We start from the raw sequence: 15,080 nt of genomic DNA on the forward strand, positions 1-15,080 counted from the left end.
AAAAGAGAGTTAGTGGTTCTTTCTCGCCCAGAGGAAGAATGCCAGCGGGGCGAGGAGGGGCGCGTAGACGAGGGGTGTCGCCGGTGTCGTCGCCGGCACGGTGGTCGGCTCCGTCGTCACGTTCCCGGTCACCTCGGACGTCTCGGTGACGCCCGGTGTCTCAGTGACCTCTGTTGTGGCGTTTATCTCCACCGCCGATGCGGTCACGCTCACGGGTGATGCAACGATGGCGAAGGTGGAGAACCCGGGGGTGGTTGCCCGGAAGTTGTACTTGCCGCTCTCTTCGCCGAGCACCTCGGTCTCCAGGGACTCCCAGGTGCCGTTGACGTAGCGCACGAGAACAACGTCCTCCGCTGTCGCGTTGTGGCTTTCAAGCCAGTCGGCAGGGACGGTAAAGAATACTGTCGCGTTGCCGATCTGGTTTTGGCCCACCCAGTAGGGGGTGATCTCGATGTACTCGTAGACGTCGCCGGCGGGAGGCTCCGCAGCCGAGGGCGCTTTTGCCTTCTTCACGGTCAGCATCATCTTCGGGATGGTGCCGGCTGCCGTGACGTTCACGCTGCTGACCGATGTGGTGGTCAGTTCTGAGAAGGTGAACGTCTCACCGCTTCTCAGGTTCTCGCGTATCCCTGCGGAGAAGGAGGGGCTGCTGTCGCCGCCGCCACCGCCGCCACCGCCGCCGCCGTTCCCGGGGGTGGGCTCAGGTACGGCGGTCGCCGAGACGGTGATGGCTGCTGTTCCTGCCACGTCGCCTGCCGATGCCGTTACGTCCGTCGATCCCTCTGCGAACGCTCCGAAGAGGCCGGCACTGTCGATCGTGCCGACCTCCGGGTCGGAGGACGACCAGGAGACCTGGATCCAGTCCATCTCGTTGTCGCGCTGGTCAAAAACGGTCGCCGTGAACGCCTGGGTATCTCCGGGCAGGATCGTGGCCGTGGCCGGTTCGACCTCGATGCGGGTCGGGGCCGGCGGGAGGTCGACGGTCACGGTCGCGGTCCCGGTCTCGTTCTCTGCCGTAGCGGTGATGGTCGCTGTGCCTTCGGCAACCGCGGTGAAGAGTCCGTCGGCATCGATGGTGCCAACGGCTTCATCGCTGCTCTCCCAGGTCACTTCGGCACCGGGGGTTACGTTGCCTTCCGGGTCATACACGGTCGCGGTGAACTGTTGCGAATCCCCGCGATCCAGGGTGATCGCCGACGGGGAGACCGCAACGCCCGAGGATGCCGTGGTGACGGTTACCGCCGCGGTCCCGGTTATGTTCCCTGCCGTTGCGGTGACGGTCGTCGTGCCGTCGGCAACCGCGGAGAAGACGCCGCCCGCACCGATGGTCCCGACGGCCTCATCGCTGCTTGTCCAGGCGATCTCGACACCGGTCATGGTGGTGCCGAACTGGTCGAAAGCGGTCGCGGTGAATGTTGCCGTGTCGCCGGAGCCGAGGGTGATCGCCGATGGTGCGACAGCGATGCTGGCGAGAGCCGGCTCTTCGTCGTTGACGATGATGGCCGCCGTCGCGGTTACGTTCTCTGCCGTTGCGGTGACGTTCGCCGTGCCTTCGGCGAGAGCGGTGAAGGTGCCGTTCGCGTCGATGGTGCCGACGGTCTCATCGCTGCTCGTCCAGGTGACGTTGACGCCGGTCATGACGGCGCCGTCCTGGTCGAGAGCGGTCACGATGAACCGCTGGGTGTCGCCGATCGCGAGGGTGGCCCCGGGCGGCGTGATCCGGATGCTCTCCAGGACCGGTTCAACCGGCTCTTCGTCGTTGACGGTGACGAGCGCAGACGCGGATGCATCGCCTGCCGTTGCAGTGACGGCCGTTATGCCCGCGGCAAGGGCGGTGAAGGTACCGTTCGCGTCGATGGTGCCGACGGTCTCGTTGCTGCTCGCCCAGGCGACCGCAACGTCCGTCAGTTCGGCTTCGAACTGGTCATAGACCGTCGCGGAGAAGTTCACCGTCTCGTTGACCGTGGCGGTGGTTGTGAGCGGTGCGACCTCGATCCGCGTTGCGACCGGCTCATCCGGTTCTTCGGCGGTGACGGTGACGGTCGCCGTTCCGGCGATCTCATCGGCCGTTGCGGTGACGTTCGCCGTGCCTTCGGCGAGAGCGGTGAAGGTGCCGTTCGTGTCGAGGGTGCCGACGGTCTCGTTGCTGCTCGCCCAGGTGACGTTGACGCCGGTCATGACGGCGCCGTCCTGGTCGAGAGCGGCTGCCGCGAACAGTCTGGTGTCGTTGATCGCGAGGACGGCCGTAGCCGGCGTGATCCGGATGCTCTCCAGGACCGGCTCATCCGGTTCTCCGGCGGTGACGGTGACGGTCGCCGTTCCGGCGATCTCATCGGCCGTTGCGGTGACGTTCGCCGTGCCTTCGGCGAGAGCGGTGAAGGTGCCGTCCGAGTCGATGGTGCCGACGGTCTCGTTGCTGCTCGCCCATTCGAGATCGATGCCGGTCATGGTCTCGCCGTCCTGGTCAAGAACGGTTGCCGTGAACGTTTCGGTCTCGTCGATCGCGAGCGTGGTCGTGTTCGGTGTGACCGTGATGGTGGTTACCGCTGGCTCGACCGATCCTGTCCCGTAGACGAAGATGTAGAGGTTCGAGTTAAGGCCCGTGCCTCTCTGCCAGGCGACTGTGGTGCCGCCGGCGGTCGGGTAGAGTTGTTCGTCATTCGGGTCTTCGGGTACGAATACGGACATCCCCTCCCCGCCGGTGGCAAGGTCGTGCATGTAGATGCCTCGCGGCCCATCCCGCATGTCTTCCCAGGCGATGATGTTCCCGCTGAGCGCCGGTGAGACCTGATACCCAGGGGCGTTTGTGATCTGCTGTTCTCCGCCGGAGGGGTTATCGAGGTCCATCAGGTAGATCTCGGGATCCTGGATGCCGGATCTGTCAAGGTAACACTCCCAGGCTATCTGGCTCCCGTAGAGCGAGGGCCAGGAGTGGCGGAGCCCGGTCGCGGACACCGGCATTTTCGTCTCGTCAGCGATGTCGTAGTACCAGGCCCGCTCGTCCGCGTCTTCTATCCAGGCGACGTACTTCTCCGAGAGCGCGGGTTTGAACTCGGTATTCCCGTCGGGAATCGTTGTCTTTGCGTCCGAGTCGATGGTGGCCATCACGGCCCCGGCGGCGATGTCGTAGAGGACGATGTTCGCTCTGCCGCTGCTGTCGTCGTACCAGGCGACGTGGTTCCCGCGGACGATGGGCAGCCACTGGTCGCCCGTGTCGGTGGTGAGCTGTGTTGTCGTTGTTGTAGAACGCTGATAGAGGTAGATATCCCAGTTCCCGTCGCGGTTATCCTGCCAGACGATGTAGTCTCCCGAGATGGACGGTTTCTCCTGCGAGGCGTCATCGGATGTTATCCTCTCGCCGACGTAGATGTAGGGTGACGGTGATTTGTTCCGGAATTCGTCTACGGTCCCAAAGTAGATGTCTTTGTTACCGTTCCGATCGTCTTCCCAGACGATCATGTCACCGTCGATATCAGGGCGTTCCTGCGCGTTTACGAAGGGGCGATAGATCTCCTCCCCCGACGCCGCTTCCACCGCCATGGCCGGCGATATCAACAGCCCGATGATAACGACTGCGCACAACAGTGCCAGATGTGTATGTTTTGCCATTCGTTTCCCCCTTTGTGCGAATCGCTCTCCACCTGCAAGACCGTGGTGCCTACCTGCCGGTAGGCACGAACGGACTGGCTAAAGCGGGTGCTTACCGGAGCACCCGACAGGTGTGCTGCGAGTTCCGATTTAAAGCCCGGTCATTGGGTAGCCGGTGAACGGGTGAATAGCGGTATAAATATATATCCTTTACGGTGATTTATTCATAGAATTTTATAATAAAAACTGGTATACCTCAACTGCCTGTATGGCCGGAGGGAGATCCGGACGGGTCTTCGCTACCATCTCGATGGAGAGAGGTGACTGGAGAAGCATCCGGCCGCACTGTCCCCGAACTTCAAAAAAAAGGAGGGTTAGCGGTTCTTCCTCGCCCAGAGGAAGAATGCCAGCGGGGCGAGGAGAGGCGCGTAGACGAGCGGTGCCGCCGGTGTCGTCGTCGGCGCGGCGGTGGTCGGCTCCGTTGTCGGTTCTGTGGTCACGGTGGTGGTGACGTTCATCTCTTCCGTGACCGTGGGAACCGTCTCCACCGGGGTGGTCATGTTCACCGGTGCCGCAGCGATGGCAAAGGTGGAGAACCCGGGGGTGGTTGCCCGGAACCGGTAGTTCCCGCCTCCTTCGCCGGTGACCTCGGTCTCGAGGATCTGCCAGCCGCCGTTGACGTGGCGCATGAGCCTGACGTCCTCCGGGGCCATGCCGTGCTCCTCGAGCCAGTCGGCCGGGATGGTGAACTCGATCACCGCATGGCTGATGTCCTGCGGGTCTGCCCAGTTGAGGGTGATCTCGATGTACTCGTAGACGTCACCGGCGGACTGCCCCGCAGTGCCGGGTTCGCTCCCTTCCTTCACGGTCAGCATCAACCGCGGGATGGTGTCGGCTGCCGTGACAGCGACATTGCTGACCGATGAGACGGTGATACCCGAGAACGTGAACGTCTCGCCCCTCCGCAGGTTCTCGCAGATCCCGGCGGAGAAGGTGGGTCCGCTGCTGCCGCCGTCGTTCCCGCCGCTGTCCCCGGGGTCGGTCGGAGTTGTTGTGGGTTCTACTGTGGGCCCGGGTGCGGCCGTGATGGTGACCGCCGCGGTCGCCTCCACGATGCCGGCCCGGGCCGTTATCTCCGCCGAGCCCTCTGCATGCGCTGTAAAGACGCCGGCCGCATCGATGGTGCCGACGGCCGAGTCGGAAGACGACCAGGCGACCCGGACCCAGTCCATGACGTTGTCGCTCGGGTCATAGACCGTGGCGACGAACTCCTGAGTCTCCCCGGGCGCAAGCGCGGTCGTCGCGGGGTCGACCTCGATGCAGGCCGGGACCGGGATCGGGGGACCGACGGTCACGCAGGCAGAGCCCGAGATCCCGTCCACCGATGCGGTGATGGTCACGTCGCCGTCTTCAAGGGCGGCAAAGACGCCGCAGTCGTCGATGGTGCCGATGCACGGGTCGCTGCTCTCCCAGACCACCACGGCGTCCGGTATGACGCAGCCGTACTGGTCGTACACGGTCTCGGTGAGCGGGAGGGTGTTTCCGGCGGCGATGGTGAAGTCGGACGGGCTGACCGCGAGCCGCGCCGGGACCGCCGATGCCGACCGGACCGTCACGACCGCGGTCCCGATCGCTTTGGTCTCGTTGACCTGAGCGACCATGGCCTCGCCGGCCCCTTCGACTGTCGCGGTGATGGTCGCGGTGCCTTCGCAGCGAGCAGTGAAGAGGCCGCTCTCGTCGATGGTGCCGACGGCTTCGTCGTCGCACGACCAGACCACAACAGAACCTGCGTTGTCCTGCAGGCCATGCGCGGTGAACTGCCGGGTCTCCCCCTCGTCCAGGGTGACCGCCGCCGGAGAGACGACGATGCCCGGGGATGCACGGATGACCGTCACGTCCGCCGTCCCGTCAACGCCGCATGCCGTTGCGGTGACGGTCGCCGTTCCTGCGGAGAGCGCGGTGAAGGCCCCGTCCGCACCGATGGTGCCGACGGTCTCGTCGCAGGTTGCCCAGGCGATATCGACGTCCGGCATGGTGCAGCCGAACTGGTCGTAGGCGGTTGCGGCGAACGTCTCCGCGTCGCCGATGTTCAGGGTGATTGCGGGAGGCGTGACGGCGATCCGGGAGAGGACCGGGTCGTTGCAGGCTACGGTGACGGTCGTGGTTCCGGCGGCGCCGTCGCCCGATGCGGTGAGGGTCGTCGTGCCCGGACAGAGGGCGACAAAGAGCCCGCACTCGTTGACGGTGCCGACACACGGGTCGCTGCTCGTCCAGGCGATCGCGGCATCCGGCACGAAGTCGCCGTAGCAGTTGAGCCCGACGGCCTCAAACTGCCGGGAGTCCCCGGGGTTCAGGGTGACCGCGGACGGGAAGAGGACGATCTTTGCGAGCGCCGGCTCTGCGGCGGTGACGGTGACGGCCGCCGTTCCGGATATGCCGCCTGCCGTCGCGGTGACGGTCGTCGTGCCTTCGGCAAGGGCCGAAAAAGCGCCGTTTGCGTCGATGGTGCCGACGGTCTCGTTGCTGCACGACCACGCTACCGAAACGCCCGGCAGGGTGTTGCCGGACGTATCCGAGCAGACGGTCGCGAACTCCCGTGTCTCGCCGACCACAAGGATGGCCTGTTGCGGCGTGACCGTGATGCTGTCGAGGACCGGTGCTTCAGTGCTGACCGTGACACTCGCGGTCCCGGAGGCGACGCCTGCCGTTGCGATGACGGTCGTCGTGCCTTCGGCTTCCGCCGTGAAGAGCCCGCTCGCGTCGATGGTGCCGACGGCCTCGTTGCTGCTCGCCCAGGCGACGTCGATGCCGGTCATGGTGCGGTTGAACTGGTCACGGAGAGTTGCAGAGAACTGCTGTGTGCCGTTGATCGCGAGTGTGGTCGCGGCCGGTGCGACTACGATGCTCGTTGCGACCGGTTCCTCGGTGGTCACCGTGACCGTTGCACCCGCAGAGATGGTGCCTGCGGTTGCGGTGACGATCGCCGTTCCCGCGGCACGAGCGGTGAAGAGCCCGCTTGCGTCGATGGTGCCGACGGTCGCATTGCCGCTATCCCAGGCGACGTCGACGCCGGTCATGACGTTGCCGAACTGGTCGCGGACGGTTGCCTCGAACGCCACCGTACTGTTGACCGTGACGGTGGGCGTGAGCGGGGTGATGGTAATCTCTGTTGCGACCGGCCCTCCGGGCTCTCCTGCGTTTACGGTGACGGTCGCCGTTCCGGATACGTTGCCCGCCGTCGCGGTGACGGTCGCGCTGCCCGCGGCCTTCGCGGTGAAGCGGCCGGTGTCGTCGATGGTGCCGACAGTTGCGTTGTCGCTCGTCCAGGTGAACGTAACGCCGGACAGTTTGAGCCCGAACTGGTCGCGGGCGAGTGCGGAGAACGGTTCGGTCTCGCCGACGTTCAGGGTGGCCGTGGGCGGTGTGACATCGATGTTCGTTACGACCCGCTCAACCGGCGCTTCGGGCTGGTAGACGAAGATGTAGAGGTTCGAGTTGGGGCCACGGCCTCTCTGCCAGACGATCGTGTTGCCGCTGACGGCAGGGTAGAGGTGTGCATCCTCGGAATCTTCGGCTTCAACCAGGCACATCTCTTCGCCCTGGAAGTCTCCCACGGCGAAGAGGTCGCACATGAAGATGCTCCGTTCTGGAATCTGCTTGTCCTCCCAGACGATGATGCCCCCGTCGATCGCCGGTGAGACCTGATCGAAATCGTTTCTGGTGATAAGCATCGTCCCTTCGGCGGGATCGTGGATATCGGCGATATATATGTCGGGATCCATCCTGTAGAGGGTATCTTCCCAGGCGATGAAGCTCCCGGATAGCGAGGGCCAGGACTGGGAGATCGAGGGCAATGGGTCATCTTCCGGTCTCGGGGCTATCGGCCCCACTATACTGCCGGCCGCGATGTCGTAGTAATAGACCTTGTCGTAGGTATGGACCGTCACGTCTCCCGGTTCTACCCAGGCGACGTACTGCTCCGAGAGTGCGGGTTTGAACTCGGTCGTCCCGCCGGGAATCGTTGTCTTTGCGTTGACGTCGATGACGTCCTTCACGGCCCCGGCGGCGATGTCGTAGAGAACGATGTTGGTCCTGCCGCTGCTGTCGTCATACCAGGCGACGTAGTTCCCGCAGATCGCGGGCAGCCACTGGTTGCCCGGATCGGTGGTGAGTCGTGTCGTCGTCGTTGTGGAACGCTGGTAGAGGTAGATATCCCAGTTCCCGTGCCGGTTGTCCTGCCAGGCGATGTAGTCTCCCGATATGGACGGTTTCTCCTGCGAGGCGGGGTCGTCCGTTATCCTTGTCCCGACGTAACTGTACGGCAGGGTGCTCCGGAAGTCGTCTACGGTCGCGAGAAATATGTCCTTGACTCCTTTTTCCTGTTCATCGTATCGGTCGTCTTCCCAGACGATCGTGTTGCCGTCGATATCAGGACGTTCCTGCGCTCCGTTGAAGGGACGATAGATCGCCTCCCCCGGGGCCGCTATTGCCGCCATAGCCGGCGATATCAGCAGCCCGACGGCGATGATTGCGTACAGCAATGCCAGATGCGTGTGTTTTTTCATGTTTTCCCCCCTTGATCGCTCTTCCGCCTGTGGAATCGCCGGTGCAGACCTGCCGGTAGGAATGAACGGTCGGCTAAAGCAGGGGCTTGCCTGAGTGCCTGGCAGGCGGAGTGCGAAATTCTCGTTAAGACCCGGTCATAGGGTAGCCGGTGAAGGGGTGGATAGTGGTATAAATATATAACCTTTACGGATATTTATTCTCATTTTTTTATAATAAAAACGAGAATTTCTTATGAGCCTTTATGGCCAGAGGGAGATCCGGACAGGTCTTTTTCGGATCGCACTCTGCCAGAAACGGGGAGACTGATGACGGCGTATATCCATCCGGCGACCGATATGGTCGGGTTTTTTCCACGGGGACCGCTGCTCATCGACCGGGTGCCCGGATCTTCGATCACTCGGATCCGGTATGGGTTTTTGATGGGTTGAACTGAATCTCACAGGTTATCGTAGGCATTTTTCCGATGGTCGAGATCGACCGCCATGATGACGAGCTGTTGATGCTCGAACGCCAGGATCACCCGGTACACCCCTACCCGCAGGGAGAATAGTGGTGAGTTCGTCAGGCGCTTCACCTGCAGGTGGGGAGATTCGTCTTCCGCCAGCAGTTCAAGTGCCCTGACGATCCGGGTGGCAGCCTCCTCTGGGAGGCGCTTTAATTTATGCCGGGCTCTTTTCGAGTAAATGAGCGAGTATCTCAATCGATCCCCAGATCCCGCTTCAACTCTTCGTGCGTTACAAACTCGCCCCGCCGGATCTCGTCAAGCGACGCCTGGATGTCGGCGATCGTCTCAGGGCTCAGGGGCTCGGGGTCCTCGCTCTGGTCCAGCAGCCGGCGGACTATGGTCCGATATGGCTCTCTGGGGTAGTGGCGCAGGCGGTTCAACCGGTCCCGGTCGGATCTGGTGATCTCGATCGTGGTTGTCTCCTCGGGCATAACGAGTTATGGGTCGTCATAAGATATAATAACGTGGCTATGGGTGGAGGTGATGGGGGGTCACGCTCCTCAGGTCCCGTTTCAGCGCCTCGTGCCTCACAGCCCCGCCGGATATCGTCGAGCGATGCCTGGATGCTGGTGAGTGCCCCCGGACTCCGGAGTTCGGGGTCGCCGCTCTGGTCCAGCAGTCGGCGAACGATAGCCGGTAGGGCTCATTCGGGTAACGGCGGAGTTCATCCAGACGGTTCCGGTCGGATTTGAAGGTATTGATTGTGATTGTGGTCGTCTCTTCGGGCTTGCCGGATGACATGCCGCCGCCGAATCGCATACCCATCCACACTCCTGGTAACCATTATGCTGAGAGGCTGCCGCCGGGCGCCCTTCGAAGAGGCGGGGGGAGGCCACTGCCTCGTTCTTCGCACTCCCGGCCTCCGGCCGCCGGGTCCCGCCCCCTTCACAGCGGGAAGATCGCGTACTGGATGTACCAGATGTACTCCACCGTCGGTATCCAGAAATGATAGCCCTCCCAGCAGCTGGTGGCGAACCGGAAGTCGACGACGGCCAGCCACGCAAACGGGAAGAAGATCAACACCGGGACCGCGTAGGCGAGGAGGCGGGGGAGAGGTCCGGCGGGCGAGGACAGCAGAGCACCGCGGCCCCGGCGAGGAAGAGATAAGTGAGGGTCGTGATGAACGCCGGAAGAGTCTTCACCAACCATTGTAAATATGACCAGCACTTACAGTATTGTCATGGTTGCAACCAAGCGGATACCGGTCTCAGAAGGTGTATGGGAGGACATCTCCGATCTCAAGCGCCCGGGACAGACGTTCGATGATCTCCTCTCCCACATGGTGGAACTGGAGAAGAAGCGCCGATTCATCGAGGATATGGATCGTATTGAGGCGGAGGGGGATTTCGTGGAGCTGAATTTTGACGTTCCGGATACTGATTAACCGCAAGGCCCTTGAGAGTATCCGGAGTTTCCGCTCGAAGAGCCGGCGGATCGTCATGGAGAGACTGAAGACGCTTCAAGATGATCCGTTCCCCGGTGGCGGGAGCGATAAAGAACGTCTGTATGTTCAGGGACGGGAAGACACCTATCGCCTTCATATAAGCCATACCTTCACGGCATTCTATCGCATCCATAAGGCAGAGCAAGAGGTTCATGTTCTCGCCGTGATGCCGATCGAGCGAGCGCACAAGTGGTATGGGCGTTTTTAACCCCAGAAGTCAACTGTTAACCCTATCGTGCAGCTATTCAGCCCGACGGTGATGTCGTAAAACCGCGTGAACCACCCCCCGGCTTTGCGCAGGGGGTCTTTTTGCTCTGCCGCTAACCTGCAAACGTCAACTCCCCGCCCTTCAGAGCGGGAAGATCGCGTACTGGATGTACCAGATGTATTCCACCACCGGTATCCAGAAGTGATAGCCCTCCCAGCAGCTGGTGGCGAACCGGAAGTCGACGACGACCTCCCACGCAAGCGGGAAGAGCATCAGCACCGGGACGGCGTAGGCGAGGAGAGGCTCGGCGGGCGAGGAGCGACTGGCCGAAGGGTGCGACGGACGGAACGTCCGGAGCTTGAGCACCGAAGGTGCGGGGCAGGAGCGTGAGCACCGTCAGGTGCGAAGACGGCGATATAGAGCACCGCAACACCGGGCAGGGAAATAACGGTAGATACTACGGACCACAGCAACTTCCAGAGGTTCGTGATCGGGAGCCCCCGTTGCAGGCAGACCTTCAGGATCTGCCTTTTGGTGACCTGAACTTCTGTTTTGTTCCGCATTTCAACCGTCCAGTCTGGAAACAATCGTAAAGAGTTTAATTGTTGAAACACCAGTATTTTTACAGAATTCGTATCTTCGGCAGCCCACGGCTGTTTTCTGAGGTGATAATTATACCCGAGATCATGCCCTCCCCCAGGGGAGTTAATATCTACATCGACGAATCCGGGGATCTTGGATTTACTGGAGAGCTCTCTCCCTACTTTATCATCGCAGCAATAATCGCACAGGGCCCGGAACAGGTTCAAAAATGTAGGACCTGTATGAAACGAACCATGAGAAAACTCCCAAAGAAGTACAAAAATATTGCAGAACTCAAATATCACAATACAGATGATACGTACAGGAGGCGTATTTTAGAGGATTTTTCAAAAACAGAGATTGAAATTGCATATGTGGTTCTCAGGAAAGAACAGGTTTACGATAATCTAAGGAATAACGGTCAGATATTGTATAATTATCTCACAGGCTCGCTTGTTGCAAATATAATCTCGAAATACGGATTTTCCCATGAAATTAATGTGATCATAGATAAGTCTCTTGATGGAGTGAGCCGGGAAGAGTTCGACAAATACCTTATATATCGCTCTCTGGATCGAGACAATTCGTATCACACGGGAAACTATCAATTAGAAGTAACCCATGTTGATTCGAAACAGAACCTCTGCGTACAGGCAGTTGATTTCATAGCAGGAGCAATCCATAGACATTATAGAGGACATGCGCCCATGGCAGATCACTATCACATCATCGAAGGAAATATAACGGTTGTCCTTGATTATTTCAAAGACCGTCAAAAGTAGAAAATAGTGACCCCTTCCTTACTTTGTCCCACCCGCCTCAAGGCGGCCTCATCCTTTTCAGGAAGGATTTACTCACTACGGTGCATGGTATGTATGTATGACATATAAGCTTATCGAGGAGTTGCTTCTGTCCTTTCGGCGGGGTTTTCCAGAACGCCCCCAACGAAATGAGAGGCAAACCTATTAGGGATTTTCATCCCTCACAGCGGGAAGATCGCGTACTGGATGTACCAGATATACTGCACCACCGGTATCCAGAAGTGGTAGCCCTCCCAGCAGCTGGTGGCGAACCGGAAGTCGACGACGACCTCCCACGCAAGCGGGAAGAGCATCAGCACCGGGACGGCGTAGGCGAGGAGGCGGGGGGAGGCCCGGCGGGCGAGGACGGCAATGTAGAGCACTGCGGCACCGGCGAGGAAGATGCAGGTGAGGGTTGTGATGAACGCGACCTGCCCGGCGGGGTCTCTGCCGGCGACGACCTGGAGGACGACGAAGATGAGCGGGAGGTCGATGACCGCGAGCCAGAAGAGTGTCCGGAGCGCCTCCCGGACCCCGTTGCCGTCGAGACCGGCGTGTTTCAGGGCATAGACCCCGATGACGAGCAGGGGGAGGTAAGCCGGGGAGATGTAGCGCATGTCGGGGACGATGCCGGGGCTGGCTGACATCCCCGGGAGGGAGCGGGCATAGGCGAACACCACGAGGGCGGCGGCGAGGGCGAAGAAGGCGAGGAGCCGGGCGTCCTGGGAGGGGATCCCGGTCGATCTGCGGCGGATGAGGGCGTACCCGGCCGCCGCGGCGAGGAGGAGGGCGAAGAATGAGAGTGGGGAGACCTGGAAGAACGCGGCGGACCCGGCCCGGGCGGGCTCGAAGAAGGCTCCGTAGAGCCCGGAGATGAGATCGCCGGGCGGGGGGGCGTAGTGCCCGGCCACGGTGCTTAAGAGGCCCTGCGGCGCCTTTCCCGCGGCGGAGGCATACCCCGCAACCCGGGCGCAGGGGGTCGTGAGGGCGGGTTATAGAGGAAGGGAGGCCCCTGTTGGCATCGATATGATGACCATCCCGGGGTGCCGCACGGCCGATTACATGCCCATTACATACCTTGAAAGACGATATGCGAGGAGATATGGCGATACAGTGGCCAATCGGGGGTTTTATGAAGGGGGGATCCTGCCCTGTGAACCGTGATGCACATACCGGCGGCGTGTATGGTTTACATTTCCCATACCCAGTATAAGACATACCCTCTGAATCTGCTTGATCGAGCGTCCAGACTCGCGCACGAAGGGAGCAGGCAGTACCATCACCGGGAAACCCCAATCGCTTCGCCCTGATCGGCGGGAAGTCTATAAGAGAATGACCGCCGATGTACTATCAACAGTCAACCGCATCCACCATGATCGAGAGCCAGAACGTTGAATTCAAGGAGTCCTGGAAGGACGAATATCTCAAGACCCTCTGCGCATTTGCAAATACAAGCGGCGGGGTGCTTAAGATAGGCATCGATGATGCCGGAAGACCGGTCGGCGTCCATCAGGTGAAGCGGCTCTTGCGAGAACTGCCCAACAAGATCCGAAACAAACTTAGTATCACCCCCTCCGTTATCGCTGAAACGGTCGCAGGAAAAGAGCTCATCAGCATCACGGTCTCCCCTTCCCCTGTCCCGGTCTCGTGCGACGGTCGGTATTATCGGCGTAGCGGAAGCAACACATTCGACCTTGCGGGACAGGAGCTTGTTCACTTTCTCATCAGCAAATCCGGGATTACCTGGGATACGGTCACCGGCGACTACTCCATCGGCGATATCGATCCCGGGGTGGTCAGGATGTTCGTTCGTCTGGCAAAGCGGTCGAACCGGCTTGATACTGCGGATGAAGAAGAGCCCGTGGACTCGATTCTGCGCCGCTTAGAACTTACTGTCAATGGCAAATTGACCAATGCCGCCATTATGCTCTTCGGCAGAGAGCCGCAGCGGTTCTTTGTCAACACCACTACCCGGGTCGGCCGATTCAAGGGGGGAGATATCATCATCGGCGATGAGGAGTTCTCCGGGAACCTCATCCAGCAATTCATGAGGGCGGAGGAGCGGGTGAAAAGTTTCATCGATGTCCGATATGAGATTTCGGCGGATGCAATGCAGGAGTCCTTTCAGCGCAAGGAGATCTGGGACTATCCGTTACTGGCAATTCGTGAAGCGCTCCTTAACGCGCTTATCCACCGGGATTATTTCAACACCGACATCCAGACCCAGATCCGCATCTATGATGACGCTATACGGTTCCATAACCCGGGCTCTCTGCCCCAGGGAATCACGATTGAGATGCTCAAGACCGAGCACTACTCGTTCCTGCGCAACCCTCTCATAGCAAAGATATTTTACCTCGCCGGGTTTGTCGAACGGTATGGTTCCGGCATCGGGCGAATTGTGGACGCACTCGCAGAGGCCGGACTCCCGGAACCTGAATTTCAAAGCGATTCCTTCGGGTTCATTGTGCGCATGCGAAAAGACCTGCGGTTTACCGAGAGTTCTCTGCGGGCCATCGGCCTGAACAAGCGGCAGCTGCAGGCGATGTCCTTTGCCAGGGAGCACGGCGCTATAACAGCTGTAGACTATGCATCGATTGCTCCGGGGGTATCGGAGAAGACCCGATACCGCGATCTTCTCGATCTCGTCCATCGTGGCTTGTTGGAGGCAGTCGGTGCGAGGAGGGGCAGAAAGTACGTTTTAGCCCGGTTGCCTCCCGGGAACGCCTGATACGATGACAGGGCCTGATAGATAATGGACATTTATCGGACATTTATCGGACATATCGGACATCTTCCGTTTTGAGGTGTCCGACATCTGCCACCTGAGATTGAGAGGATCGGTGTTTCGTGGGGGTTGAAACGCCACGGATTCGCCGCAGCCTCGCGGTGCTCTAACTCCTTCCCCTGCGGGGAAGTCGTTCCCCGCACCCCCTCCCTCGCATTATTCGAGGGGGGGAGGCCACACCCGGTCGACGTAGCCATTGAGGGGCCGCCTGGAGCTTGCCGGGCGGCGACGTCTCCCGCCCCATCCGGGCGCTGGCGGCGGGCGCCGCCGTCTCGTTCTTCGTCGGGCCGGTTTCCTCATCAGAGCGGGAAGATCGTGTACTGGATGTACCAGACGTACTCCACCACAGGTATCCAGAAGTGGTAGCCCTCCCAGCAGCTGGTGGCGAACCGGAAGTCGACGACCGCGAGCCAGGCGAGCGAGAAGAGCATCAGCACCGGGACCGCGTAGGCGAGGAGGCGGGGGGAGGCACGTTCTGTGAGGACGACGATGATACGGCAAGGGCGAATAGAAAGGGAGATCCTACCGAGGAAAAAAGGGGAGAGAATGAGTGTCCCTCCTCCCCTTCCGCCTCCTCCCAATCGTCTTCATTTTTTTCT

Annotated in this window: 11 protein-coding genes; 3 read left to right on the forward strand and 8 right to left on the reverse strand. The window is 60.6% G+C overall.

Annotated features, from left to right (window positions below; translation table 11 throughout):
* Positions 1–9: 9 nt before the first annotated feature.
* The 5 genes from BRA49_RS09540 to BRA49_RS09560 all read right to left on the reverse strand — a co-directional run bounded on the left by BRA49_RS09540 (position 10) and on the right by BRA49_RS09560 (position 9,808).
* Positions 10–3,609 (reverse strand): Ig-like domain-containing protein, encoded by a 3,600-nt coding sequence (locus BRA49_RS09540; RefSeq protein ID WP_292385528.1) that lies wholly within the window; start codon positions 3,607–3,609, stop codon positions 10–12.
* 353 nt (positions 3,610–3,962) lie between these two features.
* Positions 3,963–8,153 carry an Ig-like domain-containing protein gene (locus tag BRA49_RS09545; protein ID WP_292385530.1) on the reverse strand — a complete coding sequence of 1,397 codons (4,191 nt, stop codon included), beginning with the start codon at positions 8,151–8,153 and terminating at the stop codon, positions 3,963–3,965.
* Between the two features lie 437 nt (positions 8,154–8,590).
* Entirely contained in the window at positions 8,591–8,854 is a 264-nt protein-coding gene (locus BRA49_RS09550) for a type II toxin-antitoxin system RelE family toxin (protein WP_292385532.1), read from the reverse strand.
* Positions 8,851–9,090, reverse strand: coding sequence for a hypothetical protein (locus BRA49_RS09555; RefSeq protein ID WP_292385533.1), 240 nt, complete (start codon positions 9,088–9,090; stop codon positions 8,851–8,853). Before BRA49_RS09555 ends, BRA49_RS09550 begins: the two co-directional genes overlap by 4 nt.
* A 454-nt stretch (positions 9,091–9,544) precedes the next feature.
* Positions 9,545–9,808, reverse strand: a complete 264-nt coding sequence (locus BRA49_RS09560; protein ID WP_292385535.1) for a hypothetical protein — start codon at positions 9,806–9,808, stop codon at positions 9,545–9,547.
* Positions 9,809–9,815: 7 nt separating this feature from the next.
* Between BRA49_RS09560 and BRA49_RS09565 the strand changes: the two genes are divergently transcribed.
* A complete protein-coding gene (locus BRA49_RS09565) occupies positions 9,816–10,043 on the forward strand; it encodes a hypothetical protein (protein ID WP_292385537.1) in 228 nt (75 codons plus the stop codon).
* A gap of 409 nt (positions 10,044–10,452) precedes the next feature.
* Here BRA49_RS09565 and BRA49_RS09570 read toward each other — a convergent pair whose 3' ends face one another.
* Positions 10,453–10,677: a hypothetical protein gene (locus tag BRA49_RS09570; protein ID WP_292385539.1), complete on the reverse strand. Its 225-nt coding sequence runs from the start codon at positions 10,675–10,677 to the stop codon at positions 10,453–10,455.
* Positions 10,678–10,916: 239 nt separating this feature from the next.
* Between BRA49_RS09570 and BRA49_RS09575 the strand changes: the two genes are divergently transcribed.
* On the forward strand, positions 10,917–11,675 hold the full coding sequence (locus tag BRA49_RS09575) for a DUF3800 domain-containing protein (RefSeq protein ID WP_292385540.1): 759 nt from the start codon (positions 10,917–10,919) through the stop codon (positions 11,673–11,675).
* Positions 11,676–11,875: 200 nt separating this feature from the next.
* On the opposite strand, the gene BRA49_RS09580 is transcribed toward BRA49_RS09575, so the two are convergent.
* Complete coding sequence (locus BRA49_RS09580) at positions 11,876–12,604, reverse strand: hypothetical protein (protein WP_292385542.1); 729 nt, start codon at positions 12,602–12,604, stop codon at positions 11,876–11,878.
* A 431-nt stretch (positions 12,605–13,035) separates the two neighbouring features.
* Between BRA49_RS09580 and BRA49_RS09585 the strand changes: the two genes are divergently transcribed.
* The gene (locus tag BRA49_RS09585; protein WP_292385543.1) at positions 13,036–14,424 is read left to right on the forward strand and encodes an ATP-binding protein; all 1,389 of its coding nucleotides are present in this window, start codon (positions 13,036–13,038) and stop codon (positions 14,422–14,424) included.
* A 356-nt stretch (positions 14,425–14,780) separates the two neighbouring features.
* On the opposite strand, the gene BRA49_RS09590 is transcribed toward BRA49_RS09585, so the two are convergent.
* Complete coding sequence (locus tag BRA49_RS09590) at positions 14,781–14,912, reverse strand: hypothetical protein (protein WP_292385545.1); 132 nt, start codon at positions 14,910–14,912, stop codon at positions 14,781–14,783.
* Positions 14,913–15,080 lie beyond the last annotated feature (168 nt).

Origin of the sequence: Methanoculleus sp. UBA430 (assembly GCF_002506585.1) — an archaeon.
Classification (GTDB): domain Archaea; phylum Halobacteriota; class Methanomicrobia; order Methanomicrobiales; family Methanoculleaceae; genus Methanoculleus.